Below are 26,890 nucleotides of genomic sequence, written 5' to 3' on the forward strand. Positions count from 1 at the left end.
GAATGATCCTGGCCGCGGAGGGCGGCAGACAGGGGACTAGGGATGAGAGGTTACGTGTTTGGCGCCGTCTTACTGGTGGGGTGTGGCTGGGGCTATCTGCAAACGAAGAAGTTGTCGGACAGCGGGATCGAGGCTTACTACCGCGCGGATGCGGAAACGACCTTCACTCATGATCCCGATGCATCCTGCGCGCTGATCGCCGACGATTTCCGTGGATCCTCATCCGGCACGCTCAACGGCACGGCATACGCCAAAAATGCGATCGGGAAGACCGAATTCTGCCATCGGGAGAAGGAATTCTCCGACGGGTTCGCGACGTTCAAGAAGCGCTCGGGTCGGGAGGCAGATGTGTCTTACAACACGAACTTCGACAAACCCGTCTACACCGCCGATCATCGCAGCGCGACGGTGCGTGTGAGCTACACGTACAGCCTGCTCGGCGGCCGCCTCCTGAACATCACCGGCACTCGCGTGGACACCCTGGTCAAACGCGATGGCAAGGTGTTGCTACTTGCTACCGAAGACCACTTGAACGGAACGATGGGCGCCCGGTAATCGCTCAGCCGTAGTGCGTGGGATCGGGCACGCCGGCCTTGGCAAAGCCTTCGGCACGAAGGCGGCAGGCGTCGCAATGACCACAGGCCCTGCCCTGGGCGTCGGCCTGGTAGCAGCTCACCGTGGCGGCGAAGTCGACGCCAAGGCGCATGCCCTCGCGGACGATGTCGCCCTTACCCATATCCATCAGCGGCGCATGAATACGAATGCCTGCACCCTCGACGCCAGCCTTGGTGGCGACATTGGCCAGCGACTGGAATGATTCGATGAAGGCGGGCCGGCAATCCGGGTACCCCGAATAGTCGACAGCGTTGACGCCACAGAAGATGTCGCTCGATCCGAGCACCTCGGCCCAGCCCAGGGCGATCGACAGCATGATGGTGTTGCGCGCGGGCACATAGGTCACGGGAATACCCGTGCCACCGTCTTCCGGCACATCGATGTCGGCGGTAAGCGCCGAGCCGCCAATGCTGCGCAGGTCCACGTGCACGGTTTTGTGCGTGATGGCGCCAAGCATCGTCGCCACTCGCTCGGAAGCCTCGAGCTCGGAACTGTGGCGCTGGCCATAGGCCACGCTCAGTGCATAGACGTCGAAGCCCTGCTCGCGCGCCATCGCGATCGTGACCGCGGAGTCCATGCCGCCGGACACGAGGATCACGGCCTTGCGGGAGGGGTTCGAAGCATTCATGGCAATACCTTGGTTTGTCAGTGACCGGCCGCGTCGTTCCACAGCAGCTTGTGCAACTGCAACTGGAATCGTACCGGCAGGCGTTCGGCGAGGATCCACTCGGCCAGCTCGCGAGGCTGGACCTTCGACCACACCGGGGAAAAAAGCGGCATCACACGCTGATCGAGCGCGTGCTCGCGGACCACATCGCGTGCCCATTCGAAGTCGCCACGACTGGCGATGACGAACTTGACCTGGTCGTGCGGCAGCAGGTGGTCGAGGTTGGACCACAGATTGCGCGCGCTCTCACCGGAGTCCGGCGCCTTCAGATCCATGACCTTGCGGACGCGAGGGTCGACACCGGAGACGTCGAGGGCACCGGAGGTCTCGAGCGACACTTCGTGGCCTGCATCGCACAGCTTGCGCAGCAGGGCCAGGCAGCGCTTCTGTGCGAGCGGTTCGCCACCCGTAACGCACACGTGCTTCGCGCCGAAGCTGGCGACGTGCGCGACGATGGCATCGATGTCGTGCCACTGACCGCCGTGGAAGGAATATTCCGTATCGCACCAGACGCAGCGCAGCGGGCAGCCGGTCAGGCGCACGAACACGGTCGGCCAGCCGATCGCATCGGCTTCGCCCTGCACGGAGTGAAAGATCTCGGTGATCCGCAGTCGGTCCGCGACGGGCGCGACCGGCGGAACGTCCGCCGGAGTTGCGGTGTTACCGTTCATGGGCTCAGTTGGCCGTCTGGCGCTGCAGACGACGCAGGCGTTCCTGTGCAAGGCCAGCGGCCTTGGTGCCCGGATACTTGGCCGAGACCTGCTTCAGCGTCGCGATGGCCGCGTCCTGCTGCTTCAGTTCGATCTGGCAGTAGCCAACCTTGAGCAGGCCATCGGAGACCTTGTCGCTCTGCGGATACTGCTTGACGAGGCGCTGGAACGCTTCGATCGCGACCGGATAGTTCATGGTCACGTAGTACGACTCACCCAGCCAGTAATAGGCGTTGGGCGCGAGCGCACTGTCCGGGTACTTGGTCAGGAAATCGCGAAAACCCCGCGAGGCCGTGACGTAGTCACCGGCACGCAGCGATTTGAACGCGGCGTCGTAGGCGGCCTGCTCGGTGGCACTGGCTGCAGCCGGCGCATTGGCAGGTGCGGCGGCCGCCTGCTGACCCGCTGCCGGGCCCACGGCCGTCGGCGTGGGAGCCGGTGCCTGAGGTGCATTGGCGGGCGCGGCTGGCGATGACGCCTGCGCTGCTCCACCCTTTTCGAGACGACTCAGCCGCGAATCGACATCCGCGTACTGCGCCTTCTGGGAATCCTGGAGTTGCTGGTTCTGGTGCTGCAGTTCCTCGATCTGGCCTTGCAGCTGGGAGAGCTGCTGCTGGAGATCGTTGACCTGGTTGACCAGTGTCGTCGTGCCGGCGTCCTTCTGCGACTGCTGCTCGAGGCGCGACACACGGTCGGCCAGACTCAAGCGAGAGTCCTGTGCATGGACGGGCAGACCAAAAAGCGTGGCGGACGCAATTGCGCCCGCCACGCCAAGCCTGGCCGTAAAACGGATAGCCAGAAGCTTCTTCATTACTTACTTCGCGGTGTAGACGATCTCAACGCGACGGTTCTTCGACCAGCAGTCATCGTTGTGCTCACGGCAGGTCGGCTTTTCCTTACCGTAGCTCGTGACGTTGACCTGGGCAGCCGAACCACCAGCCGCCTGGAGGGCGCTGGAGACGGCATTGCCGCGGCGCTCGCCGAGGCCGAGGTTGTACTCACGCGTACCGCGCTCGTCGGTGTTGCCCTCGAGGGTCATGGCCGACTGCGGACGGTCCTGCAGGTACTTGGCGTGGCAAGCGATGATCTGCTGGAATTCCGGCTTCACATCGTTCTTGTCGAAATCGAAGTACACAACGCGCTGACGGAGGCAGGCATCGGTATCGAGATCCGACGGCTGGTACTTACCGTCGTTGGTGGGGGCCTGGGTCTGAGCAACCGGTTCCTGGACGGGAGCCGGCGGGGTCTTGACCTGCTTCTTGTTGCAGGCGACCGCGCCCACGCAAAGCAGGGCGGCCAGGGTGACGCTAACGGTCTTATTCATGGGACGTTCCTTCAACAGTTGAGTTCCGACAGTCGATTTACGGTTTCGGGACAGGCACCGCCGGTTGTCCGGCTGTTTTTCTACTTACATCTACGCCGACGGGGCGCTGTCCCGCACCCTGCGTCTTCGTTCCGGCGACTGCCTTTAAAGCAACTGCCGGTTAACCTTGCGTCCGCAGAAAAGGCGCGGAACACCCGCGCCCCTTCCCTGGACGTTGCCAATGTCGCAGCCCGAAATGGGCGCGCCATCAACGCTGTCTATAGGGTCCCCACGACGGCTCGCGCACGTCACCGTCCGCAAGGACGAGGCGTTGGCGTACCAGACCGTCTGCCGAAACCGCATACAGGACACCTCGCGTACCCTGCGATGCCGCATAAAGCAGCATGCTGGCATTTGGCGCGAAGCTGGGCGAATCGTCCACGTTACCCGGGGAAACGAAGCGCACCTGCCCGCCCAGACTGCGGTCCATGATAGCGATACGATACACGTTCCCGTTGCCCTGCACCATCGCAATCTGCTTGCCGTCGAAGCTCACCGAGGCGCTGGCGTTGAAGCCACCCTGGAAGGTGACACGCGTCGCGGCACCACCCGATGCGGACATCTGGTAGATCTGCGGCTTGCCCGAGCGATCCGAGGTAAACAGGATGCTCTGGCCGTCCGGGGTAAAGGTCGGCTCGGTATCGATCGAGAAGTTGTTGGTCAGACGGGTTTCGGCGTGGCTGGCCACGTCGATCACGAAGATCTCCGGGTTACCGACGTACGAAAGGCTGACGGCGAGCTTGCTGCCGTCCGGCGACCAGGCCGGTGCGCTGTTGATCCCACGCGGATGGGCGGCGATCAGGCTGCGCGAACCGGTCGAGATGTTCTGCACATAGACGGCCGAGTTGCCGCTCTCGAAGGAGACGTAGGCGATCTTGTTGCCGTCCGGCGACCAGGAAGGCGACAGCAGCGACTCGCGCGAGCGGGCCACGGTCTGCGGGTTGAAGCCGTCCGAGTCCGCGACGATCAGCGAATAGGTGGCGTTATTACCGGTACCCACGGCCGTGATGTAGGCGACGCGGGTCCAGAAGGCGCCACGGACGCCAGTGATCTTTTCATAGATCTGGTCGGCGATCTGGTGGGCGACGCCACGCAGGTCACCCGCCGGGGCAGTGAACGACTGGGCCAGCAGGCTCTGCTGCTTGTTGACGTCCCAGAGCTCGTACTCGACCTTGAGCATGCCGCCACCGGCATCGCTGATGCGACCGATGGTCAGGAAGTCCTGCTTGAGCAGGCGCCAGGTCGGGAACTTGATCTCCGAACCCTGCGAAGGCGTCTCGACGATGTCAGCCTTGTCGAGCGAGCGGAATTTACCCGAGCGATTGAAATCCGCGCGGATGACATCGGCCACGTCGGTCGGCAGCGGCGCACCGCCTGCCTGGGCGAAGGGGACCACGGCGATAGGCGTCGCGGTCTTGAGCCCGCCGACGATGTCGACATTGAGCGACTGGGCGGCGGCGGGGCCGGCCGCGAAGGCGGTCAGCGCGACCACAAGGAGGGCGAGGCGGGAAAGCATTCTGCGCATGGGCGAGTTCATTGCGACCTGGGAATGTGGGACGGCGACGGCATGGTAACGCGATGGGCCGGGCCAGCATGACCCGAATCTGAACCGCCCCACCCGGGACCGGGCGGAGCGAGCAGCATCATTGCGGTCGGAACGTGAAGGTGAGGTTTCTCTGGAACACGTCCTCGAAGCCGGCGTACGGCAACGGCTGGGCCCGAAGCACGGCATTTTCGATGGACGCCTTGCCGGCGGCATCGTAAGGACAGCTGGAGTCGGCCTTGGCACTGAGCACCTGCCCACCCGGGATCTGGGTGATGTGCACCATGCAGGGCGCGCTGGGCATGTTGTCAGGACGCAGCCAGTTCGGGGTCACCGCGTTCTGAATGGCCGCGATGTACAACGCCTGCTTGCTGTTGTCCTTTCCGTTCTGGCCCGACTGGACCTTCTCGGCGAAGGGCAGGTCCTCGCGACCGTCATCCTTGGCGTTCTCCAGGTCCTTCAACTGCTGGTCGGCCTGCTTCTTCTTGCTGTCTGCCTGCTTGGTCTGACTCTTCGCCGCATCGAGTTGCTTGAAGATCTCGTCGATCTCCTTCTGCTTCTGCTTCTTCTTCTCTTCCTGCTGCGCGTCGAGCTCAGCCTGTCGCTGCCGTTGCTGCTCTTCCTGCAGCTGCTTGGCGTTCTCGGCTTTCTGCACGGCATCGTCGACCACCTTCTCCTGATCCTTCAGGGCCGGGGTTTTAGGCGGTGGCGGCAAGGTCTCGACCTTTTTCTCCGGCTCCGGCGGGGTCGGCGTGGGCTGCGCAGGCGGCGGGGGCACCGTGTTCGGCACCGGCTTGGCCGTGTGCTTCGGCGGCGGCGCGCCGGTGGGGCCGATCAGGGTGGCCTCGATGATCTGGCCGGGCAGCTGGATCGGTGCCGGACACTTCAGCGGGTTCCATTCCGCGGGCACGCCCAATGCCTCGGCCCACTTTTCGTAGTCCGTGCAGGGGATGATCGCGAAGCCGAGGAAGGCCACGATGCCCAGATGGAGAAGCGCGGCGAGGACAACCGCGCGGGGCGTGCCGTTACGGTTTTCCATTCTGCGCCGACTGCGGCTGACTCATCAGGCCGATCTTGGAGATACCGGCCTCCTGAAGGATCGGGAGGATCGCGTAGACCTTGCCATAGCCGACGCGGTCATCGCCGGCGATCAGCACCTGGAGTTCGGGATTCGCATCGTGGAACGCGGTGATCTTGGCCTTGAACTCGTCCACACTCACCGGCTCGCGCTTTGCGCCGTTGGCAGTGRGGTAGATCTGCCCACCMTCGTCGACGGAGACGACGACGGGGTCCTTCTTGTCCTGCAGGGACTTGGCATTGGTCTGCGGCAGCTGGATGTCGACGCCGAGATTCATCATGGGCGTGGTGACCATGAAGATGATCAGCAGCACGAGCATCACGTCGATGTACGGCACGACGTTGATCTCGGACTTCAGCTTCCGCTTCTGGCGGCGATGAGGACTACGCGTGGCCATGGCGCGGGCTCAGGCGACGTCGTCGGCGTGGATCTGGCGCTGCAGCACCGAGGAGAATTCTTCCTGGAAGACCTCGTAGCGCGACGCGATCCGCTCGACCTTGGTGGCGAAACGGTTGTACGCCCATACGGCCGGGATGGCGGCGAACAGACCCATGGCCGTGGCGATCAGCGCTTCGGAGATGTGCGGCGCGACCACGGAAATGGTCACGTCCTTCATTTCGCCCAGGCCCTGGAAGGCGCCCATGATGCCCCACACCGTGCCGAACAGGCCGATGTACGGGCTGATCGAACCGACGTTGGCGAGGAACTCGAGGTTCTGCTCGAGCTTGCCGATCTCGCGGGTACCGGCCACGCGCATGGCGCGCTCGGAACCTTCCATGACGCGGTTGGCGTCGGTCACGCGGCGCTGGCGCTGGCGGGCGAACTCACGGAAGCCGGCCTCGAAAACGTTCTCGATGCCATGCTGGCCTTCGCGGTTGCCCACCTCACGGAACAGGGCGGCGAGATCCGCACCCGACCAGAAGCGGTCTTCGAAGGTTTCGGCGTTGTCGTGGGCGGTCTTCAGCTGGCCGTACTTGCGGATGATGATCACCCACGACAGGAACGAGAACACCAGCAGCAGGAGCATGACCAGTTGTACGGGCAGGCTCGCTTCCGCCACCAGCTTGAAAATGTTCAGTCCACCGTTCATCGCTTGAAGGCTCTCCGCCGGTATCTATGGCTTTAGGTAATGGGGAATTCGTTGGGGAACAGGTCCGCCGGAATCTGGGCCGGGCGCATCGTGTCGAGGTTCACGCAAGCCGCGCGCACCGTAGCGCGCACCAGCGTTGTGCCCCCGCGCACAATCTCCTGATCGAACAGCATACTGGCTGAACGACGTTCTTTGACGCCCACGCTGACCAGGAGTTCATCATTCAGACGGGCCGGGCGCAGGAAGTCCAGCTGCATGTCCCGGACCACGAAGCCCAGGCTCGTGGCTTCACGCAGGGTCACCTGGTCGATGCCCTGGGCTCGCAGCCACTCCGTACGGGCCCGCTCCATGAAGCGAAGGTAGTTGGAATGGTAGACGACGCCACCCGCGTCGGTGTCTTCCCAGTAAATCCTTACGGGCCAGCTGAAAACGCTCATGCGTCGTCCGAAAACAGGTCCGGGGCCACGGTCTGACGCGGCGGCGGTGTCAGGCCCAGGTGGCGCCAGGCCTTGGCGGAGGCCATGCGGCCACGGGCGCTGCGGATCAGGTAGCCCTGCTGGATCAGGTAGGGCTCGACCACATCCTCCAGGGTGCCACGGTCCTCGCTCAGGGCGGCCGCCAGCGATTCGACGCCCACCGGGCCACCATCGAAGTTCTCGATGATCGTCTTCAGCAGGCGGCGGTCGAGGTCGTCGAAGCCCAAGGCGTCGACCCGGAGCATGTCGGTGGCGGCGCGTGCCAGGTCGTGGGTGATCTTGCCGTCACCACGCACCTCGGCGAAGTCGCGCACCCGGCGGAGCAGCCGGTTGGCGATACGGGGCGTGCCCCGCGAGCGGCGAGCGATCTCGATCGCCCCGTCCATATCGCACTCGATATTGAAGATCTTCGCCGCGCGACGAACGATCGCGGTCAGTTCGTCCACGCTGTAGAACTCCAGCCGCTGGATGATGCCGAACCGGTCGCGCAAGGGGCCGGTAAGCAGGCCTGCGCGGGTCGTGGCGCCGATCAGGGTGAAGGGCGGCAGGTCGAGCTTGATCGAGCGGGCCGCGGGGCCTTCGCCGATCATGATGTCGATCTGGAAGTCCTCCATGGCCGGGTACAGCACTTCCTCGACCACGGGCGACAGGCGGTGAATCTCGTCCACGAAAAGGACGTCGTTCGCCTCGAGGTTGGTCAGCAGGGCGGCGAGATCCCCCGCCCGCTCCAGCACCGGACCCGAGGTCGAGCGCACGTTCACGCCCAACTCGTTGGCGATGACGTGCGAGAGCGTTGTCTTGCCCAGGCCGGGGGGCCCGAAGATCAGCACGTGGTCCAGCGCACCCTGCCGGCGCCGTGCCGCCTCGATATAGATGGCCATCTGCTCACGCACCGTCTCCTGGCCGAGATATTCGGCGAGGCGCTTCGGACGAATGCTGGCTTCCAGCGCATCGTCGTCCATGGCGGCGGTGGCTGAAATGATGCGGTGCTCGGACATGGGCGCCATTATGGCAGGTCTGGGAGCGGGACAGCCCCCGCAGGGGCCATCCCTCTCACACTGCCAGCACGTCAGGTACGGCGCCCCAACTTGGTCGCAAGGTCGCGCAGCGCGCGCTGGTTCGCCTCGACCGCATCGGCGTGAACCGGCTGAAGGTTCAGACGAAAATCTATGCTCTCGGTGACCCAGCTGATCGAGACCAGCGTCGCCCCATCCGCCGAGCGCATGGTCTTGAGGGTCGCCGGCGTCCCATTGACGTCACTGTTGAGCCACTCCTTGACCAGCGTGATGGAGCCGCCGGTCTCGCGATATTCGGACTCGTCAAGCTGCACGAAGCCGAGGCCCGCTATGTCCCATGAGCGCGTCACCCCGCTCCACCGGCCATCGGTCACTCCTCCCGCTGTCGTTGCTTCCACCATCGGTTGCGTATCCAGCACGGTGCCCACCACCGAGATAGGCTCGTACCGAAGATGCGGAAGAATATCCGCCAGCGAGTGGTATCGCTTATCGAGCAACCCGGACATGGTCCGCGTGGGCTTCACGGCGTTTATGGCCGCACGAAGATCCGGAATCTTCGTCTTTTCGACCATGTACGCCCCTGCTTTGGCCTGCTCGGCGATCTCACCTCGCATCTGCTGTGCCATGGCTCCAACGAAGGGCGAGTCATCCAGCGACACGATATGAAGGCCCCTTGTCATGGGAAGCCGACGCAGATCCAAGCCTTCCATCTGGGCTTCCGCGACGGCGCTTGACGATGGACGAGGTAGATCGCCGCCCCGATCCTGTGCCGACAGCGAGGTGACTAAAATAACAACTGCACTGACGGTAACCGCGCAAGACAGTGAACGCCGTTCGCGAAAAGCGCTCATGTCACACCGACACACGCACTCGTACAGCCGCCAGGCACGACTGCCGAGACATGCTTCGCAGCAAGCATGAGTTCACCTCGAATCACATAAGCCGTCCGGAAATATCAAGGCTAACCATCAACTCGCCTCGTTTTCATCGGCGACCGCCGACAAGCCAAGTCCGTTTAGTCAGCCTGCATGTGAAGGCTTTACCCACGAGATGTACGGACTCGCCGAGGAAGTGCCAGACGCCCCGCTTACACTCGATCTGTGCACCGCTGACAAGAATCGTCCTGCAGTGACCACTGCCATGCGAGTTGCGCTCCTCCTATCGTCAAGTTGCACTGACCCAGGGGCATGGAGGGGTAAAAATGAGAGCAAGACTGATGGCCGCAACAATCGCGGGAATCATCGCAACAGACGCTTCCGCCGAAATCAAATGGCTTAGTCGGGCTAATTGCCTGGCAGGCATCGTCAATGAGTCGGTCACCTATGACAGACCCTTAATGAACGGCTATTGGATGAACACGTTCAGTACGCACGTCGGATTTGGTGCTATCGACGGCCATACAGTTGCGTCACCGCGCGACTTTACGTGGCGATCCTACGCCGGAGATCGCATGGACGCTACGCGAAATACCGTCACAGGCACGCACTTCTTCACCGACGATTGGTATGTGAACCACGTCGCGCAGACCATCGCAACCGACTGCAATCTAACGGAGTGGTGAAATGAATAGTCGCAAGCAGACACGCATCACTGCCACCTTGACAAGCTTTATGCTCATGTCCGGAAGCGCCAAGGCCGCGCTTGCCGACGTCGAGACGATGATCGCACCGCAGTTTACGACCGCGCAGTTGTCAGAGGCCCACGATAACGGCGTAGACCTGACTAAGGCGGACTTCAGGCCCGGCTTGCACATAGTGCCGTTGGCAGATTCCTGGAACACCGAGGTGCAAACAGACGCTATCCGCGCCCAGATCGCTCAGCAACAAGACAAGGGATTCTACGATACTCACGCGGGAGACCCGGTCGACCTAAGATCTGCAATCAGCGCCAATCTCGCGAATCAATCGACCACCATCGCTCGCCACGACCGGTCTTTCAACTCGCTGGAGCAGGTGGAACCAGCTTTAAAGGTAACTCCGATTAGCCTTGGATCCTCGGACCTTTCGGCGGCGACCTTACTGGAAGTGCGCCTGTCCGGGGGCCTGATCGATGGACGGTGGACAGGACTCACCAGAACGTTCGATCTGCCCGATCTGGGTATCGTTGTCCTCAACGAGACTGATCACGCCGCGGGACGGGAGTCCATCACGCTAATCAAGGAATGGATAAACATCGACATTCACGGACAACCAGGAAGTGTCCGAACGGCGCGCGGCGCTTCAGGACACACGCTGGTAACCGTCGGGTGGGCTAACCAACGAAAGATCTATTCACTTCGACTGCAGCCCCACCATCCCGAGCAACACGGCTCCAACCAGGCTCGCCTCGTTGGAATCGCCAAAGCTCTGGCAGAAAGCTAGATGGGAGCACCCATCGTGACGCGCGAGAGCCTCGGCATCTGGCCGGGGCTCTTCGCTCAAATCTCGACCTGCGCGCCCAACTCGATCAGCCGGTTACCCGGAATCTGGAAGAACGCCGTCGCCGGCATCGCGTTGCGCGCGAGGAAGGCGAACAGCTTGTCGCGCCACAGGGCCATGCCCGGACGACGCGCGTCGGCGACGATGTTTTCGCGCGACAGGAAGAACGTCGTATCCATCATGTCGAAGTCGAGACCCTTGGCACCGGCGCGACTCAGCGAGAACGGAATATTCGGATCCTCGGCGAAACCGTAGCGCAGCTGCAGGCCGTAGAAGCCACCGCCGTATTCGATCACTTCCATGCGCTCGTCGTAGTCCGCCACGGGCGTCTCGAGCATTTCCACGGTGAGCAGCACGTTGCGCTCGTGCAGCACCTTGTTGTGCTTGAGGTTGTGCAGCATGGCGTGCGGCACGGAATTCTGGTTGGCGGTGAGGAACACCGCCGTACCCGGCACGCGTAGCGGCGGATGGTCCGAGATGTTGGCAACGAAGGGCTCGAGCGCGAGGCCGGACTGCTTGATCTCGCGGACCACGAGGTCCCTGCCCCGGCGCCAGGTGGTCATGACCGTAAAGATCACCACGCCGAGCACCAGCGGGAACCAGCCACCATGCGCGATCTTCAGCGCGTTCGCACCGAAGAACGCCAGGTCCGTGATCAGGAAGATCACGCCCACCGTGATGACCGCGGACCAGTGCCAATGCCAGCGGTAGCGCGCGACGACGAGCGCCAGCAGCGTGGTCATCGTCATCGTGCCTGTCACGGCGATGCCGTAGGCCGCGCCGAGATTGTTCGACGAGCGGAAGCCGATCACCGCCAGTACCACGAGGACGAGCAGCAGGCGATTGACCCAGGGCACGAAGATCTGTCCGGACATTTCGTGCGACGTGTGCACCACGGCCATGCGCGGCGAGTAGCCGAGCGACATCGCTTCACGCGTCATCGAGAAGGCGCCCGAGATCACCGCCTGCGAGGCGATCACCGCAGAGGCCGTGGCCAGGGCGATCATCGGGTACAGAAGGTTTTCCGGCACCATCTTGTAGAACGGATTCTCGATCGCGCTCGGATCGTGCAGGAGTAGCGCACCCTGCCCGAAATAGTTGATCAACAGCGCGGGCAGGACGAAGAAGAACCAGGCGAGGCGGATCGGCTTCTTGCCGAAGTGCCCCATGTCCGCATAAAGCGCTTCGCCGCCGGTCAGTGCAAGCACCACGCCACCGAGGGCGATGAAGGCCTGTCGGCCGTGCTCCATGAAGAAGCGCACGGCATACGTCGGATTGAGCGCGTAGAGCACCTCCGGATGCTTGACGAGCTGGCGCAGACCCAGCCATGCAAGCACGAGGAACCAGACGACCATGACCGGCGCGAAGGCCTTGCCGACGATCTCGGTACCGTGCCGCTGGATGGCGAACAGCGCCACAAGGATCACCAGGCAGATCGGCAACACATAGGTTTCCAGCGAAGGCGCGGCAACCTCCAAACCTTCGACCGCCGAGAGCACCGACATGGCGGGCGTGATCACGCCATCGCCATAGAACAGCGACGCACCGAAGATACCGATGGCGGCGAGCACCCAACGGGCACGCGGCGAACCACTCACGCTGCGCTGGGCCAGGGCCATCAGCGCCATGATGCCGCCTTCGCCCTTATTGTCCGCGCGCATGACGAAGGTGACGTACTTGAGCGAGATCACCATCAGCAACGACCAGAAGATCAGCGACAGCACGCCGAGCACGGCCAGCGGCTGGGGCGTCATGCCATGCGTACCGAGTGTTTCCTTCATCGTGTACAGGGGACTCGTACCGATGTCGCCGAAGACGATGCCGATGGCACCGAGCGCGAGCGCGGCCAGTTTCTTGCCGTGCGCGTTGCGCAACTCTTCAGCGTGGTTGTGCTGACCCATGGTTCAACTTCCCAGCGCGGCGCGTAGCGCCTTGCGAATGATGGCTTCGGCGGTGTCGCCGTCGGCGGCGACTTTCTGCACAAGACGCGAAGCTTCCACGGGCTTGTAACCGAGTTGTTGGAGGGCGACGGTGGCCTCGGCCACCGGATCGGCCGGCATGGCATCGCCGGCGACGGTCGAGGGCAGGCGCACGCCCACCGCGTCGACGCGATCGCGCAGCTCGACCACCATGCGCTCGGCGGTCTTCTTGCCGATGCCTGGAATCTTGGTGAGCGCAACCACATCCCCGGCGTGTACCAGCCGCGAAAGATCGTCGGTGGACACACCGGAAAGGACAGCCAGGGCGATCTTCGCGCCGATACCGCTCACCTTGAGCAGGTGCCGGAACATGGCCCGATCGGGTTCCCGGAGGAACCCGTAAAGAGAAACGCCATCCTCCCTCACCGCGTAATGGATGAGCAGGGTGACTTCCTTGCCCGTGGCCGGAAGATCGTAGATCGTGGACATCGGGGCATCGACGTCGTAACCGACGCCGCCGACCTCGATGAGCAGCGAGGGTGGCTGCTTGCTGATGAGGGTTCCGCGCAGTCGGCCGATCATCGGCGTCTCCATGCCGTGCGCGGGATACCCACGCGTTCAAGACTCGTACGGGTGTGCGCATGGGCGACCGCGATCGCCAGCGCATCGGCGGCATCCGCCTGTAGCGGACCCTTGATGCCAAGGATCAACCCGATCATGTGCTGGACCTGGGTCTTGTCGGCGCGGCCCGTTCCGACCACCGCCTGCTTGACCTCGGTCGCTGCGTACTCGTGCACGACCACTCCCTTGCTGACCATGGCAACGATGGCTGCGCCACGCGCCTGACCCAGTTTCAGGGCCGAGTCGGGGTTGCGCGCCATGAAGACACGCTCGATCGCAGCTTCGACCGGTCCGTGTTCGCCGATGATCTCGCAGAGTTCGTCAAAGATGCGTTTGAGGCGCAGCGGGAAGGTGGCCTCCCCGCCGATGACGAGCGCGCCGTGCCAGACGTGGGTCAACGTGCCGTTATCGGCCACGTCGATCACGCCCACACCCGTGCGCTGGCTGCCCGGATCGATACCGAGAATACGGGTCATGACAGCGAGGGATTCACGAGCTCACGCGTCTTCCGCATCCTGGCTGGGCAGGATGGCGTTGTGGTAGACCTCGTCCACGTCGTCGAGGTCGTTCAGACGGGTCAGCAGCTTTTCGAAATGCTCGAGGGCCTCGCCGGAGGGCGTGACCAGCGGACCGTTCGGGCGCATGACCACGTCGGAACCGTCGATCTCGAAGCCGGCGGCGGCGAGCGCCTTGCGCATGGCTTCGACGGCGATCGGGTCGGCCACCAGCAGGACGCTGCCAATGCCGTTTTCGATCACGATATCTTCGGCGTTGTTCTCGATGGCGGCTTCTTCGAGCTTCGCCTCGACATCGGCATCGCCGCCGGTATGGACCACGACCTGGCCCACACGGGTGAACTGGAACGCCACCGAGTTGGTGGTACCTAGGTTGCCACCCAGCTTGGTCAGCGCGGCGCGAACGTCGGCGACCGTGCGGGTCTGGTTGTCGGTGACGCAGTCGATGATCAGCGCGGTGCCCGCCGGGCCGTAGCCCTCGTAGCGGATCTCGTGCATGTCGGCACCGCCCTCGGCACCCGAGCCGCGCTTGATCGCGCGATCGATGGTGTCACGGGTCATGTTGGCGGCCAGGGCCTTGTCCACGGCCGCGCGCAGGCGCGGGTTGCCGTTGGGATCGGGCACGCCGCCACGGGTGGCGATGGTGATTTCGCGGATCAGCTTGGTGAACACCTTGGCGCGCTTGGCGTCTTCGGCGTTCTTGCGACCTTCGATGGACGGGCCTCTACCCATGTGCGATTCCTGGCTCTACCGGACTGACGAGGGCGCGATTCTAGCCGCAATCACGTTAAGGGGCTAAGGGGGTGTCGAACCGCCCGCCACGAAGAAAAACAGCGACCTGCCTGGCGACATCCGCGGATACCAGCATTCCCGTATGGCTGGTCTCCAGCACGCAGTGGCCAGCCAGGCCGGGCAGACGCGTCTCTTCCACGCCGACGGAGCCATCGTGCTCGGCGCCCAGCGCGCCTACGAAAGCGCCCAGGCCAACCGGCATGCGCCCGGCGATCATGCCGACCTCGCGGGCGCCATCCCACCGGTCAAGGCCGTGCTCGAGCAGTTCGCGCGACCGACCCAGCAGCATGTCGCCACCCCATCGGTGGGTAAGGCCCCGGGCGGCGCCGCTGCCGTTGAGGGGTGAACCAAGGCAGACGATCCGGCCCTGCGGCAAATCGTCATCCCGGCAGGCCAGCAGGGCGAGGATGCCGCCGAGGCTGTGCCCGACCACATGGACCGGCCCCGGGCCGAGGCTGCGGATTCGCTTGCGCAACCGGGCGATGGCTTGCTCCGGCGGCGCGGCCACGCTCATGTATTCGAACTGGTGAACGCTGAAACCTTCCTCGCGCAGGCGACGGTGCAGCATCGCCATGGCGAAGCCCCGCATCCACAGACCGTGGAGCAGCAGGACCTCGGGCAGGTTGTCGGTCATCGGTATGCCGCGCCGGTCAGGCCTTCGGCTCCGCAGCGGCGACGCGAACGTGGAGTTCCTTCAACTGCGGCTCGGAGACCGGCGACGGGGCGTTGGTCATCAGGTCCTGCGCGCTGGTGGTCTTCGGGAACGCAATGACGTCGCGGATGGATTCCGTGCCGGCCATCAGCGCGGCGATGCGGTCGATGCCGAACGCCAGGCCGCCGTGGGGCGGCGCTCCCATGCGCAAGGCCTTGAGCAGGAAGCCGAACTTGGCTTCGGCCTCGTCGGCGGAGATACCGAGCAGGTCGAACACCGCGCTCTGCATGTCGGGCCGATGGATACGGATGGAGCCGCCGCCGATCTCGTTGCCGTTGAGGACCATGTCGTAACCGCGACTCACCGAGTTGGCCGCGTTCGCGCGCAGATCGGCGATATCGTCGACCTTGGGCGCGGTGAACGGATGATGGAGGGCGACGTAACGCTGCTCGTCCGCGTCGTACTCGAACATCGGGAAATCCGTGACCCACAACGGCTTCCAGGCGTTTTCGACCATGCCGCGGTCACGACCAAGCTTGATCCGCAGCGCGCCCATGAAATCGGTGACGGTCTTCCAGGCGCCCGCGCCGAAGAACACGATGTCGCCGGAGGCGGCACCCGTGAGCGACAGCACCTGTTCGAGGGCAGCGTCGTCGAGGAACTTGGCCACCGGCGAATTGATGCCCTCGCGACCCTTGGCGAGGTCGTCCACCTTCAGCCAGGCCAGGCCCTTGGCGCCGTACTTGCCGGCGTACTCGGTGAGACCGTCGATGTCCTTGCGGGACAGGTCGGCGGCGCCCGGCACGCGCAGGGCGGCCACGCGGCCGGCCGGATCGTTGGCCGGGCCGGAAAACACCTTGAATTCGACGTGCTTCACCGCGTCGGCGATGTCGGTCAGTTCGAGGGGAATACGCAGGTCGGGCTTATCCGAACCGAAGCGGCGCATGGCCTCTTCATAGGTCATGCGCGGGAAGCTGGCGTCGAGTTCGACCTGGCGCACTTCGCGGAACACGTGACGGATCAGGTCCTCGACGAAATCCTGCACATCGCGTTCTTCGACGAAGGCGAACTCCAGGTCGAGCTGGGTGAATTCCGGCTGGCGGTCGGCGCGCAGGTCTTCGTCGCGGAAGCAGCGGGCGATCTGATAGTAGCGATCGAAGCCAGCCATCATCAGCAGCTGTTTGAACAGCTGCGGAGACTGCGGCAGGGCGTAGAACTGGCCCGGATGCACGCGGCTCGGCACGAGGTAGTCGCGCGCGCCTTCCGGCGTCGCCTTGGTCAGGATCGGGGTTTCGATGTCCTGGAAGCCCGCGTTGTCCAGGTAACGGCGCAGCTCGCGAACCAGCTTGGTCCGGGTGCGCATCATCTGCTGCATTTCCGGGCGACGCAGGTCGAGGTGGCGGTAGGTCATCCGCATGTCTTCGTTCGGCGTCTCGTGCAGCGCGAACGGCAGATCACGGGCGGCGTTGAGAATCTCGACCTTGTCGGCGATGAGCTCCACGGCACCGGTTTTCAGCTTGTCGTTGGCCGCGAGGCGCTTGCGGACCTGGCCGGTGACCTTGATGCAGTATTCGTAACCCAATTCGCCGGCAACGGCGAAGGCCTCGGCGTTCTCGCGCTCGATCACCACCTGGGCGATGCCCTCGTGATCACGCAGATCGACAAAGGCCACGTGACTCTGCAGGCGCAGGGTGTTGACCCAGCCGCAAAGGGTGACGTTCCGGTCGATCAGCGACTCGTCGATGAGTCCGCAAAAATGGCTGCGCATGCGCTTGAAGCTTCGTGGGAAAAGACCCCGGATCGTACCACGACCCGGGGTCCCGCCTCGCGTTTCAGCCCTCAGCGACCGCCCACTGAGAAGATCCCGCGGCAGCCCTTGTCGACCCAGATGCCATCGCGATCGACGCCCCAGCTGTAACCCTCCTGGCAACGTGCGTCGGAGTCCTGGCGAATCAGGCGCGGCCGCCCGTAGCGGGTGTCCACATCGCAATGGCCGTAACCACCATTGTGACTGCCGCAGTCGATCGTGCGCTGCGGACCACCGCCCCAACCGGGACCGGGACGGTCGTCGTTCCAACCCGGACGGCCGTCGCCCCAGCCCGGGCGACCGTCATCGCCGGGCCGCCCGCCGCCCCAGCCACCCGCCTCGGCGAAGATGCCGCGGCACCCACGGTCGACCCAGATAGCATTGCTGTTCCGGTCGAAGCCCCAGGTCCGGTCGCGGACACAGGCAGCCTTCGAATCCTGGCGAACCAGTTGCGCATCACGCCAGCGCACCGGGCAGCGGCCCGGCTTGTTGTTGCTACTGCCGCAATCGATCGTTCCGCGCTGCGCCTGCGCCACCGGCGAGACCGCGCTCATCGTTACTGCCATCGCCGCCAGGGCAAGGCCCATCAACACACCGCGCATACCCACACTCCGTTGTCGCTCTCATGGTGGGGGTACGCTAGCGCAAGAAATTGCAACGGCCTTTGAATGTTGCGAAGAGGTTCGCCTTCCGGCGACTCAGGTGTTACCCGAACCGGTGGACGAGGCCCCGCCCTTGGCCGCGGGGGCCGCTGCGGCGGGCGCCGGCGCGGGTGCGGGTGCCGCTGCCGGGGTTGCGGCCGGTGCAGGCGCGCCCGACGACCCTTCGACCAGATTTTTCTTCTTGTCCCCGTCCTTCTTGAAGTCGGTCTCGTACCAGCCGCCGCCGGCCAGGCGGAACTGCGGCGCGCTCAACAGGCGCCCGACCTGGGGCTCGCCGCAGGTCGGGCAGACMGTGGGATCGGCGTCGGACATCTTCTGCAAACGCTCGAAGCGGTGTCCGCAGGCTTTGCACTGGAACTCATAGATGGGCATGGGGCGGTTCTCTGAACGTCAGCCGGGGATTATCGACCTGGAAGCTTCGCGCCGGAACCCTATTGCATTGCACCAATAGGGCGAAAACCTGCGAGTTCCGTGCCAGTGCCATAAAACAAGGTGTTTCCACGACATTGTTTCACCATCATGGCGCAAGCATGACGACTCGGTTGACGCGTCGCAGCGAGAATGCCTAGCGTCGATCCCAACGCGGCGTTTCGACCGCGTCCGCGGGGCACTCCCGCCCTGCGTGCGTAGCTCGCCTAGGGGACCCATCGATGACGACAGGCAAGACCTCTCGACGCAAGCCGGCGGCCAGCTTTTGGCTCCCCGCCCTCGGACTCATGATCGTGACGCCTGGTTACGCTCAGGACGCCACGCCACCGGCGGATGCGAAACAGGCCCGACAGCTCGACCAGGTGGTCGTGACCGGCACACGCAGCACCAACCGCACCGAATCCGAGTCATTATCGCCGATCGACGTGCTTTCACCCAAGGACCTCACCTCCTCTGGCGCCACCGATCTGGCCACGGCCCTGGGCCGCCTCCTGCCCTCCCTCGACTTCCCACGTCCGGCGATCAACGACGGCAACGACGCCGTCCGGCCAGCCAGTCTTCGCGGCCTCTCGCCCGACGACACCCTGGTCCTCGTCGACGGCAAGCGTTACCACACCTCCGCCCTGGTCAATTACAACAACTCCGTCGGCCGCGGCGCCGCGCCGGCCGATCTGAACTCCATCCCGATCTCCGCGATCGACCACATCGAAGTCCTGCGCGACGGCGCTGCCGCGCAGTACGGTTCGGACGCGATCGCCGGCGTGATCAACATCGTGCTCAAGCATGGCGCGGGCGATGGCAAGAACAGCATCAACGTCAACGGTGGCTTGATGAGCAAGCGCGATGGCGATACCAACGGCATCGACGGCTCCATGGGTATCGACCTTGGCGGTAAGGCCGCGGATGCAAAGGGCTGGCTTCGCGTAGCCTGGAATTACCAGGATTCGATGAACACCAACCGGCGATCGCCGCTGTCGCTGTACACACCTGAAGAAGCCGCCGACGGCAACGTGGCGCACCAACGCTATGGCGACCCGGCGGTGAAAACCTACCAGGCGCTGACCAACTTCCAGTACGAAGTGGCGCACAACATCGACGTCTACGGCTTCCTCACCCTGAGTCGTCGCGACGTCACCTCGAATGGCTATTACCGCGCGGCGGCCAATGCGCGCAACGTGCCGGAGATCTATCCCAACGGCTTCCTCCCGCAGATCGTCAACCACACCAACGACACCACGGCCGTGCTCGGCGTGAAGGGCGTGACCGATGGGGGATGGCGTTGGGATGCGTCCGGCAACTACGGCATCAACAACCTCGCGTTCGATATCCAGAACAGCGTCAACACCAACCTGTACTACACGACGGGCTCGTCGCCGACGTACTTCAACGCCGGCACGTTCAAGAACTCGCAGGCCCTGGCGAACATCGACATCGGCAAGGATCTCGCCGTCGACTGGTTGAAAAACCCGCTGACGCTCGCCTTCGGCGCGGAGTATCGGAAAGAGAAATACCAGATCGATGCAGGTGATCCGACGTCGTACTTCTTCGACCAGAACACTTTCATTCCCGGCACGACCACACCTTATGCCGGAGGCTCACAGGTATTCCCGGGTCTTTCGCCCGAGGCGGCCGGGAGCTTTACACGCCACAGCGAAGCACTCTATGTCGATCTCGAGAACGACATCACCGACAAATTCTCCGCCGGCGTAGCCGGCCGCTACGAACACTACAGCGACGCGGGATCCACGCGTTCCGGAAAGATCTCCGGCCGCTACCAGTTCACGCCCGAGTTCGCTCTCCGCGGCACGATATCGAACGGCTTCCGTGCGCCGTCGCTCGCACAGCAGAATTACCAGTCGGTCGTCACCATCATCGATCCGACGACCGGCCAGCTGGCGCAGACCGGCACGTACCGCACCTCCGATCCCGCGGCGGTCGCGCTCGGTGCCAAACCGCTCAAGCCGGAGAAGTCCGCCAATTACAGCCTCGGCGCCGTGTGGGAGCCGATCGCGGATTTCAGCGCCACGCTGGATGTCTACCAGATCCGGATCTGGCACCAGATCCTCTACTCAGACACGATCAGCCTGACCGACCCGCTGCTTGCCGCGTACTTCAACAGCATCGTCCCCGGACAGCAGGTCACCGCGATCCAGTACTTCGCGAATGCCGCGGCGACGCGCACGCGTGGTGCGGACCTGGTGCTGAACTACCGGATCCAGACCAGCTCATGGGGCCAGGTCAACCTGCTCGCCAGTGGCAACTACAACCAGGTCAAGGTGCTCTCGGTAGGTGCCACACCGGAAGTGCTGCAAGCCAACTCCACCGATCCCATCGAACTGTTCGGTCGCTCCAGCCAGGGCATCCTGACCAAGGCAACACCGCGCACGAAGTTCCTGTTCGGCGCGGACTGGGCCATCGCGGGCTTCAACGTCCATGGAGACCTGACGCGTTACGGCTCGGTGACCCGGGTCAATGCCGATCCGACCACCGACCAGGTGTTCTCGGCGCGGTGGCTGCTGAATACGTCGGTGGGTTACGCCATTGATGCCTGGAACTTCACCGTCGGTGTGGACAACGTCACCAACCAGTATCCGACGCGCGTCAAGGCGACCAATACCGGGGAAGACTTTGCCAGCGGGTTGCAGTACTCGGCGTTGTCACCGTTCGGGTTCAACGGCCGGTATATGTACGCGAAGGTGGGCTTCAGGTTCTAAGCGGTGGCTCGGTGTAGGAGCCGATTGATCGGCGATCCCGCGGCAGCGGGCAAGGGTGCCGCGAGCACCCAATCGCCGATGAATCGGCTCCTACAACGGCCAGATCCGTTACATCGCTTCGAAGCTCAGGTGGTTGCCGTCCGAATCGACGCGGATGGTCTGCCCGGGTGTGAACAGGCCCTGGAGGATCCGCTGTGCCAGCGGGTTCTCCAGCTGCTGTTGGATGGCGCGCTTGAGCGGACGCGCACCGTAGACCGGATCGAAGCCCGCCGAACCCAGCAAATCCAATGCACGATCGGTGACGTCGAGCCCGAGCTGGCGCTCGGCCAGTCGCTTACCGAGGTAGGCCAGCTGGATACGCGCGATCGAACGGATCTGCTTTTTGTCCAGCGGGCGGAATACGACCAGATCGTCCAGGCGATTGATGAACTCGGGACGGAAGTGCGCCTGGACCACGCCGAGCACGGAAGCCTTCATCTGCATGTAGTCGGCTTCGCTGTCGCCGGCCTGCTCCTGGATCAGGTTCGATCCCAGGTTCGAGGTCATCACGATGACCGTGTTGCGGAAGTCCACCGTGCGGCCCTGGCCATCTGTCAGGCGGCCATCGTCTAGCACCTGCAGCAGGATGTTGAACACATCCGGATGGGCCTTCTCGACTTCGTCGAGCAGGATCACGCTGTACGGACGGCGACGAACGGCTTCGGTCAGGTAGCCGCCCTCTTCATAGCCGACATAGCCCGGAGGCGCACCGACGAGGCGGCTTACCGAATGCTTCTCCATGAACTCGCTCATGTCGATGCGAATCATCGCGTCCTGCGTATCGAACAGGAAATCGGCCAGCGCCTTGCACAACTCGGTTTTGCCGACACCGGTGGGGCCGAGGAAGAGGAACGAGCCGTAGGGGCGGTTCGGATCGGACAATCCGGCGCGCGCCCGACGAATCGCATCCGAGACGGCCTTCACCGCTTCTTCCTGGCCGACCACGCGCGAATGCAGCGCACTCTCCATCTGCAACAGTTTTTCTCGCTCGCCTTCGAGCATCTTCGCCACGGGAATACCGGTCCAGCGGGCGACCACCTCGGCGATCTCCTCGGCGGTGACGCGATCCTGGAGCAGGGTGAAGTCCTGCTTCTCGGCCTGCTGCGCGGCGGCGAGCTGGGCCTCGAGCGCAGGCAGACGCCCGTACTGGATTTCGCTCATCGCGGCGTAATCCTGGCGCCGCTGACTCGCTTCCAGATCGAGGCGCGCGGCTTCGATCTGCTCCTTCACCTTGGTCGTGCCCTGGAGCATGGCCTTTTCGGACTTCCACACCTCGTTCAGGTCGGAGAACTCGCGATCGAGCTTCTCGATGTCGGATTCGAGCGTGGCAAGGCGCTGCTTCGATTCGTCGTCCTGCTCCTTCTTCAGCATCTCGCGCTGGATCTTGAGCTGGATCAGGCGGCGCTCGAGGCGGTCGAGCTCTTCCGGCTTGGAATCGATCTCCATGCGGATACGCGACGCCGCCTCGTCCATCAGGTCGATGGCCTTGTCCGGCAGCTGGCGATCGGGAATGTAGCGGGCGGACAGCGTGGCGGCGGCGACGATGGCCGGATCGGTGATTTCCACGCCGTGATGCACGGCGTAGCGCTCCTTCAGGCCGCGCAGGATCGCAATCGTGTCCTCGACACTCGGCTCGCCCACGTAGACTTTCTGGAAGCGGCGTTCGAGCGCCGCATCCTTCTCGACATACTTGCGATACTCGTCGAGCGTGGTCGCACCGATGCAATGCAGCTCGCCGCGAGCGAGCGCCGGCTTGAGCATGTTGCCGGCATCCATCGCCCCGTCGGCCTTACCGGCGCCGACCATCGTATGCAATTCGTCGATGAACAGGATCACCCGGCCTTCCTGCTTGGAGAGATCGCTGAGCACGTTCTTCAGGCGCTCCTCGAACTCGCCGCGGAATTTCGCGCCGGCGATGAGAGCCCCCATGTCGAGCGAGAGCACACGTTTGTCGCGCAGGCCCTCGGGCACCTCGCCGTTGACGATGCGCTGGGCGAGGCCTTCGACGATCGCCGTCTTGCCTACGCCGGGCTCGCCGATCAGCACGGGGTTGTTCTTGGTACGTCGCTGCAGGACCTGGATGGTGCGGCGGATCTCTTCGTCGCGACCAATCACCGGATCGAGCTTGCCGACCTCGGCGCGCTCGGTCAGGTCGATGGTGTACTTCTCCAGCGCCTGGCGCTGCTCTTCGGCATTCTCCGACTGCACTTTTTCACCACCACGCAGCTTGTCGATCGCCGATTCGAGCCGCTCTTTCGTCGCGCCCGCGGCTTTCAGGGCGCCGCCGACTTCGCCGCGATCCTCGAGCAGGGCGAGCACGAAGAGTTCGCTGGCGATGAACTGGTCGCCACGCTGCTGGGCGAGCTTGTCCGTGAGGTTGAGCACCCGGTTGAGGTCGTTGCCGAGGTTGATGTTGCCTTCCTCGCCCGACACACGGGGCAGCCGGTCGAGTATCTCGCCCACGCGCTGGCGCAGGGCTGGCACGTTGACCTGGGCCTGCGTCAGCAGCGGCCCTGTCGACCCGCCCTGCTGGTCGAGAAGCGCCGCCAGCACGTGGGCCGGCTCGAGCATGTTGTTGTCACGGCCCACGGCCAGCGACTGGGCGTCGGCCAGCGCTTGCTGGAATCGCGACGTGAGTTTATCCATACGCATCGATGGTTCTCCCAAAGGTGTTGGCGCGCCCCGGGCCCTCCCCGCGACCGCCTCTGGCCAAACAGATGCGGGTGAAAGCCTGCACCTTCAACGGTGAAGATCGGGCGCAGCACGGACTTACTCCGCTTTTTTCACACCCCACCCGGCATCCTCGGCGGATCGCCGCCCCATGGAGCCATCGTGACAGCCAGCCGCGACACCCTGCCCCGCCCGAACCCGGGCTTGATCGACGCTGATACCGCCCTTTTTCTGGACGCGGACGGCACCCTGCTTGCCTTCGCCGACGATCCCGAGGGCGTGGCCCTGGCTCCGGGCCTGCTGGACACGCTCGATGCGATTCACACGGCGCTCGGTGGCGCGATTGCCCTGGTGAGCGGCCGGGCGATCGGCGGACTGGATCAGATCTTCGGCCGCCCCCGCTGGGCCGCCGCCGGCCAGCACGGTATGGAACGACGCGACGTGATGGGCCGGGTGATTACGGTTCCCGTGGACCCGGCCGAGCTGGCCCATCTGCGCGAGACGGTCCACGCGGTAGCCAGCGAACTGCCGGGGGTACGCGTCGAGGACAAGAGCTGGTCGGTCGCGCTGCACTGCCGTGAGCGTCCCGACTACGAGCCGGAACTGGCTCGCCGCGCACCAGAGATCGCCGCGCGGTTCCCCGGCTTCGAGCTGCAACCGGGCAGCTACGTCTTCGAGTTCAAGCCCAGAGGCATGGACAAGGGCGTGGCGGTGGCCTCGTTTCTCGATGAGGCCCCCTTCCACGGTCGCCGTCCCGTGTATCTCGGTGACGACCTGACCGACGAGCACGCGTTTATTTACGTCAATGCCCACGACGGCACGTCCGTTCGTATTGGCGCAAGAACACCGTCACAAGCGACGTTCACATTGTCTAGCCCGGCCGACGTCCATGCTTGGCTGGATTCCGTGAAAGCCAGGCTGACGCAAGGAGCCGCAAGCGCAACATGAGCCGACTAGTCGTCATTTCCAATCGCGTCGCGCTGCCCAAGCAGACGCAAACCGGCGGATTGGCGTCCGCCATGAATGCGGCGCTGCAGGAAATGGGCGGCCTGTGGTTCGGTTGGAGCGGCAACATCGCCGCCGAGACCGGCAAGGAATTACATGAGGTCTCCGACGGACACATCGACTACGCCACGATCGACATGTCCAAGGCGGACCATGACGATTACTACAGTGGCTTCGCCAATCGCGCACTTTGGCCGCTCTTTCACTACCGCGCGGATCTCGTCGACTACCGTCGCGACCACCTCGAGGGCTATCTCCGGGTCAACCGGATCTTTGCCAAGCGCGTAGCGAAGCTGCTCAAGAAAGACGACATCATCTGGGTTCACGACTACCACCTGATTCCGCTGGCAGCGATGCTGCGCGAGCTCGGTGTCGAGAACCGCATCGGTTTCTTCCTGCATACACCACTGCCGGCAGCGGGCCTGTTGATCACCCTGCCCCGTCATCGCGAGTTGCTGGAGCCGCTGGCTTCGTACGATCTGGTGGGTCTGCATACGCAGCGCGACGTGCGCGCCCTCGAGGACTATTTCCTCCACGAACTGGGCGCGGCCATGCGCACGGGCGGCCGCATCCGCGCCGCCAATGGGCGCATCTTCCGCGCCGGCGTGTTCCCGATCAGCATCGACACGGCCGAGGCGGTCGAACTGGCCCACCGTGCGGAAGACAGCGGCGCGGTCGCCAAGCTCAGGGCCAGCGTGGACGATCGTTCCCTGATCATCGGCGTGGACCGCCTGGATTATTCGAAAGGCCTGCCGGAACGCTTCGACGGATTCGCGCGCCTGCTGCGCGATCACAAGGAGATGCGCGGCCGCGTGTCGCTGTTGCAGATCGCCCCGCCATCCCGCTCGGACGTGCCCGAATACCGCTCGCTACGTCGAGAGCTCGAGCGCAGCGCCGGCCACATCAACGGCCAGTATGCCGAGCCGGATTGGGTGCCAATCCGCTACGTGAACAAGTCCTTTGCCCACAAAGTGCTGGCGGGCTACTTCCGTGTCGCCAAGGTCGGCCTGGTGACGCCCCTGCGGGATGGCATGAACCTGGTCGCCAAGGAATACGTGGCCTGCCAGGACCCGCAGGACCCCGGCGTCCTCGTCCTGTCCCGCTTCGCCGGGGCCGCCCAGGAGCTCGATGCGGCCTTGCTGGTCAACCCATCGGACCTTGATGAGGTGTCCGAAGCCCTGAAGCGGGCCCTGGAAATGCCGCTCAAGGAGCGCCGCATGCGCTGGCAGTCGATGATGGACGTGCTCGAACGCAACGACATCACGACCTGGCGGAACGCCTTCCTGCACGCCCTAACCGAGCCGCCGAAGGTGAAGCCGGAGATCTACGTGCAGACGCCGATGACGGCGCCCTAGGCGCCGGTCCAGATCAGCGACGCGAAGCGCCCACTGTTGGCGCCGTCGCGGCGATACGAGTAAAGACGTTCGTCGGTCAGGGTGTCGAAACCGCCGCCCGTCACCTGCGTGATGCCGGCCTTGGCCAGCCTGCGGCGCGCAAGAGCGTACAGGTTGCAGTGCCAGTGACCCGGCCGGGTCGAAGCGAAGGCCACCGCCGCGCCTTCGTCGGCGTCGACGAAGGCCGCACGGACCTCCTCACCCACTTCATACGACGACGCGCCGATCGCCGGTCCCAGCCACGCCTGGATGCCATCGGCCGCCATGGCCGTGACCGTGTTTTCCAGGACCCCCGCCACCAGTCCACGCCAGCCGGCATGGGCCGCGCCGATCGTCTGGCCATCGGCCGAAACGAACAGCACCGGCAGGCAGTCCGCCGTGAGGATGGCGAGCACCTGGCCGGGCCCCCGCGCGACCGAGGCATCCGCCACCGGCTCGTCGTCACCGGCAGCGCGGGAATCCGCCACGGCGATGCCGTGGACCTGTCGCAGCCACCGCGGTGGCGCCGGCAATACCAAGGCCTCCGCCAGCGCCCGCCGGTTGACCTCGACCGCGGCAATGTCGTCGCCGGAGCGCAAACCCAGGTTCAGCCGGTCATACGGGGCCTCCGAGACGCCGGGGCCCTGCCGCGTGGAGACGGCAGCGCCGACGCCGGCCGGCGCCTTCCAGTCCGGAACGATCCAATCGGCGCCCACC

Annotated in this window: 27 protein-coding genes; 6 read left to right on the top strand and 21 right to left on the bottom strand. The window is 64.3% G+C overall.

Features of this window, described 5'->3' with window-relative positions:
- The first annotated feature begins 42 nt into the window (after positions 1 to 42).
- Positions 43 to 555 (top strand): hypothetical protein, encoded by a 513-nt coding sequence (locus AC1DYM_RS02155; RefSeq protein WP_477335517.1) that lies wholly within the window; start codon positions 43 to 45, stop codon positions 553 to 555.
- 4 nt (positions 556 to 559) lie between these two features.
- Here the strand turns inward: AC1DYM_RS02155 and queC are convergent, their stop codons facing one another.
- From queC to AC1DYM_RS02210, 11 genes are all read right to left on the bottom strand, one after another.
- On the bottom strand, positions 560 to 1,243 hold the full coding sequence (gene queC / locus AC1DYM_RS02160) for a 7-cyano-7-deazaguanine synthase QueC (protein WP_477335519.1): 684 nt from the start codon (positions 1,241 to 1,243) through the stop codon (positions 560 to 562).
- Positions 1,244 to 1,260: 17 nt separating this feature from the next.
- Complete coding sequence (gene queE / locus AC1DYM_RS02165) at positions 1,261 to 1,953, bottom strand: 7-carboxy-7-deazaguanine synthase QueE (protein WP_477335521.1); 693 nt, start codon at positions 1,951 to 1,953, stop codon at positions 1,261 to 1,263.
- 4 nt (positions 1,954 to 1,957) lie between these two features.
- Positions 1,958 to 2,803, bottom strand: a complete 846-nt coding sequence (gene ybgF, locus AC1DYM_RS02170; protein ID WP_477335523.1) for a tol-pal system protein YbgF — start codon at positions 2,801 to 2,803, stop codon at positions 1,958 to 1,960.
- A gap of 3 nt (positions 2,804 to 2,806) precedes the next feature.
- On the bottom strand, positions 2,807 to 3,316 hold the full coding sequence (gene pal / locus AC1DYM_RS02175; protein WP_046969221.1) for a peptidoglycan-associated lipoprotein Pal: 510 nt from the start codon (positions 3,314 to 3,316) through the stop codon (positions 2,807 to 2,809).
- Positions 3,317 to 3,563: 247 nt separating this feature from the next.
- The gene (gene tolB, locus AC1DYM_RS02180; RefSeq protein ID WP_477335525.1) at positions 3,564 to 4,892 is read right to left on the bottom strand and encodes a Tol-Pal system beta propeller repeat protein TolB; all 1,329 of its coding nucleotides are present in this window, start codon (positions 4,890 to 4,892) and stop codon (positions 3,564 to 3,566) included.
- A 106-nt stretch (positions 4,893 to 4,998) separates the two neighbouring features.
- Complete coding sequence (gene tolA / locus AC1DYM_RS02185) at positions 4,999 to 5,937, bottom strand: cell envelope integrity protein TolA (RefSeq protein ID WP_477335527.1); 939 nt, start codon at positions 5,935 to 5,937, stop codon at positions 4,999 to 5,001.
- Positions 5,924 to 6,373 carry a protein TolR gene (gene tolR / locus AC1DYM_RS02190; RefSeq protein WP_477335529.1) on the bottom strand — a complete coding sequence of 150 codons (450 nt, stop codon included), beginning with the start codon at positions 6,371 to 6,373 and terminating at the stop codon, positions 5,924 to 5,926. The genes tolA and tolR overlap by 14 nt, the downstream gene beginning before the upstream one ends.
- 9 nt (positions 6,374 to 6,382) lie before the next feature.
- The gene (gene tolQ / locus AC1DYM_RS02195; RefSeq protein ID WP_046969619.1) at positions 6,383 to 7,066 is read right to left on the bottom strand and encodes a protein TolQ; all 684 of its coding nucleotides are present in this window, start codon (positions 7,064 to 7,066) and stop codon (positions 6,383 to 6,385) included.
- 32 nt (positions 7,067 to 7,098) lie between these two features.
- Positions 7,099 to 7,503 carry a tol-pal system-associated acyl-CoA thioesterase gene (gene ybgC / locus AC1DYM_RS02200; RefSeq protein ID WP_477335532.1) on the bottom strand — a complete coding sequence of 135 codons (405 nt, stop codon included), beginning with the start codon at positions 7,501 to 7,503 and terminating at the stop codon, positions 7,099 to 7,101.
- Positions 7,500 to 8,540, bottom strand: coding sequence for a Holliday junction branch migration DNA helicase RuvB (ruvB, locus tag AC1DYM_RS02205; RefSeq protein WP_046969630.1), 1,041 nt, complete (start codon positions 8,538 to 8,540; stop codon positions 7,500 to 7,502). Before ruvB ends, ybgC begins: the two co-directional genes overlap by 4 nt.
- 71 nt (positions 8,541 to 8,611) lie before the next feature.
- A complete protein-coding gene (locus AC1DYM_RS02210; RefSeq protein ID WP_477335534.1) occupies positions 8,612 to 9,409 on the bottom strand; it encodes a hypothetical protein in 798 nt (265 codons plus the stop codon).
- Between the two features lie 350 nt (positions 9,410 to 9,759).
- Here AC1DYM_RS02210 and AC1DYM_RS02215 point away from each other — a divergent pair, with 350 nt between their 5' ends.
- Both AC1DYM_RS02215 and AC1DYM_RS02220 read left to right on the top strand, forming a co-directional pair.
- Positions 9,760 to 10,119 carry a hypothetical protein gene (locus AC1DYM_RS02215; protein ID WP_477335536.1) on the top strand — a complete coding sequence of 120 codons (360 nt, stop codon included), beginning with the start codon at positions 9,760 to 9,762 and terminating at the stop codon, positions 10,117 to 10,119.
- 1 nt (position 10,120) lies between these two features.
- On the top strand, positions 10,121 to 10,918 hold the full coding sequence (locus tag AC1DYM_RS02220) for a hypothetical protein (protein WP_477335538.1): 798 nt from the start codon (positions 10,121 to 10,123) through the stop codon (positions 10,916 to 10,918).
- 56 nt (positions 10,919 to 10,974) lie between these two features.
- On the opposite strand, the gene AC1DYM_RS02225 is transcribed toward AC1DYM_RS02220, so the two are convergent.
- The 8 genes from AC1DYM_RS02225 to AC1DYM_RS02260 form a co-directional block, all read right to left on the bottom strand.
- The gene (locus AC1DYM_RS02225; protein WP_477335540.1) at positions 10,975 to 12,876 is read right to left on the bottom strand and encodes a potassium transporter Kup; all 1,902 of its coding nucleotides are present in this window, start codon (positions 12,874 to 12,876) and stop codon (positions 10,975 to 10,977) included.
- Positions 12,877 to 12,879: 3 nt separating this feature from the next.
- Positions 12,880 to 13,476 carry a Holliday junction branch migration protein RuvA gene (ruvA, locus tag AC1DYM_RS02230; RefSeq protein WP_477335542.1) on the bottom strand — a complete coding sequence of 199 codons (597 nt, stop codon included), beginning with the start codon at positions 13,474 to 13,476 and terminating at the stop codon, positions 12,880 to 12,882.
- Complete coding sequence (gene ruvC / locus AC1DYM_RS02235; RefSeq protein WP_046969625.1) at positions 13,473 to 13,991, bottom strand: crossover junction endodeoxyribonuclease RuvC; 519 nt, start codon at positions 13,989 to 13,991, stop codon at positions 13,473 to 13,475. The genes ruvA and ruvC overlap by 4 nt, the downstream gene beginning before the upstream one ends.
- A gap of 21 nt (positions 13,992 to 14,012) precedes the next feature.
- The gene (locus tag AC1DYM_RS02240; RefSeq protein ID WP_477335544.1) at positions 14,013 to 14,762 is read right to left on the bottom strand and encodes a YebC/PmpR family DNA-binding transcriptional regulator; all 750 of its coding nucleotides are present in this window, start codon (positions 14,760 to 14,762) and stop codon (positions 14,013 to 14,015) included.
- A gap of 55 nt (positions 14,763 to 14,817) precedes the next feature.
- Positions 14,818 to 15,456: an esterase/lipase family protein gene (locus AC1DYM_RS02245; RefSeq protein ID WP_477335546.1), complete on the bottom strand. Its 639-nt coding sequence runs from the start codon at positions 15,454 to 15,456 to the stop codon at positions 14,818 to 14,820.
- Between the two features lie 16 nt (positions 15,457 to 15,472).
- Positions 15,473 to 17,242 carry an aspartate--tRNA ligase gene (gene aspS, locus AC1DYM_RS02250; protein WP_046969628.1) on the bottom strand — a complete coding sequence of 590 codons (1,770 nt, stop codon included), beginning with the start codon at positions 17,240 to 17,242 and terminating at the stop codon, positions 15,473 to 15,475.
- A 71-nt stretch (positions 17,243 to 17,313) separates the two neighbouring features.
- The gene (locus tag AC1DYM_RS02255; RefSeq protein WP_477335549.1) at positions 17,314 to 17,883 is read right to left on the bottom strand and encodes a DUF3011 domain-containing protein; all 570 of its coding nucleotides are present in this window, start codon (positions 17,881 to 17,883) and stop codon (positions 17,314 to 17,316) included.
- 96 nt (positions 17,884 to 17,979) lie between these two features.
- Complete coding sequence (locus AC1DYM_RS02260) at positions 17,980 to 18,315, bottom strand: FmdB family zinc ribbon protein (protein ID WP_477335551.1); 336 nt, start codon at positions 18,313 to 18,315, stop codon at positions 17,980 to 17,982.
- 344 nt (positions 18,316 to 18,659) lie between these two features.
- Here AC1DYM_RS02260 and AC1DYM_RS02265 point away from each other — a divergent pair, with 344 nt between their 5' ends.
- Positions 18,660 to 21,086 carry a TonB-dependent receptor plug domain-containing protein gene (locus AC1DYM_RS02265; protein WP_477335953.1) on the top strand — a complete coding sequence of 809 codons (2,427 nt, stop codon included), beginning with the start codon at positions 18,660 to 18,662 and terminating at the stop codon, positions 21,084 to 21,086.
- Positions 21,087 to 21,194: 108 nt separating this feature from the next.
- Here AC1DYM_RS02265 and clpB read toward each other — a convergent pair whose 3' ends face one another.
- Complete coding sequence (clpB, locus tag AC1DYM_RS02270) at positions 21,195 to 23,777, bottom strand: ATP-dependent chaperone ClpB (protein WP_477335553.1); 2,583 nt, start codon at positions 23,775 to 23,777, stop codon at positions 21,195 to 21,197.
- 180 nt (positions 23,778 to 23,957) lie between these two features.
- Between clpB and otsB the strand changes: the two genes are divergently transcribed.
- Complete coding sequence (gene otsB / locus AC1DYM_RS02275; protein WP_477335555.1) at positions 23,958 to 24,743, top strand: trehalose-phosphatase; 786 nt, start codon at positions 23,958 to 23,960, stop codon at positions 24,741 to 24,743.
- Complete coding sequence (gene otsA / locus AC1DYM_RS02280) at positions 24,740 to 26,155, top strand: alpha,alpha-trehalose-phosphate synthase (UDP-forming) (protein WP_477335557.1); 1,416 nt, start codon at positions 24,740 to 24,742, stop codon at positions 26,153 to 26,155. The genes otsB and otsA overlap by 4 nt, the downstream gene beginning before the upstream one ends.
- Here the strand turns inward: otsA and pgeF are convergent.
- A complete protein-coding gene (gene pgeF, locus AC1DYM_RS02285) occupies positions 26,152 to 26,889 on the bottom strand; it encodes a peptidoglycan editing factor PgeF (protein WP_477335559.1) in 738 nt (245 codons plus the stop codon). The genes otsA and pgeF overlap by 4 nt on opposite strands.
- Position 26,890 lies beyond the last annotated feature (1 nt).

Source organism: Luteibacter sp. P1_D3 (assembly GCF_056406135.1).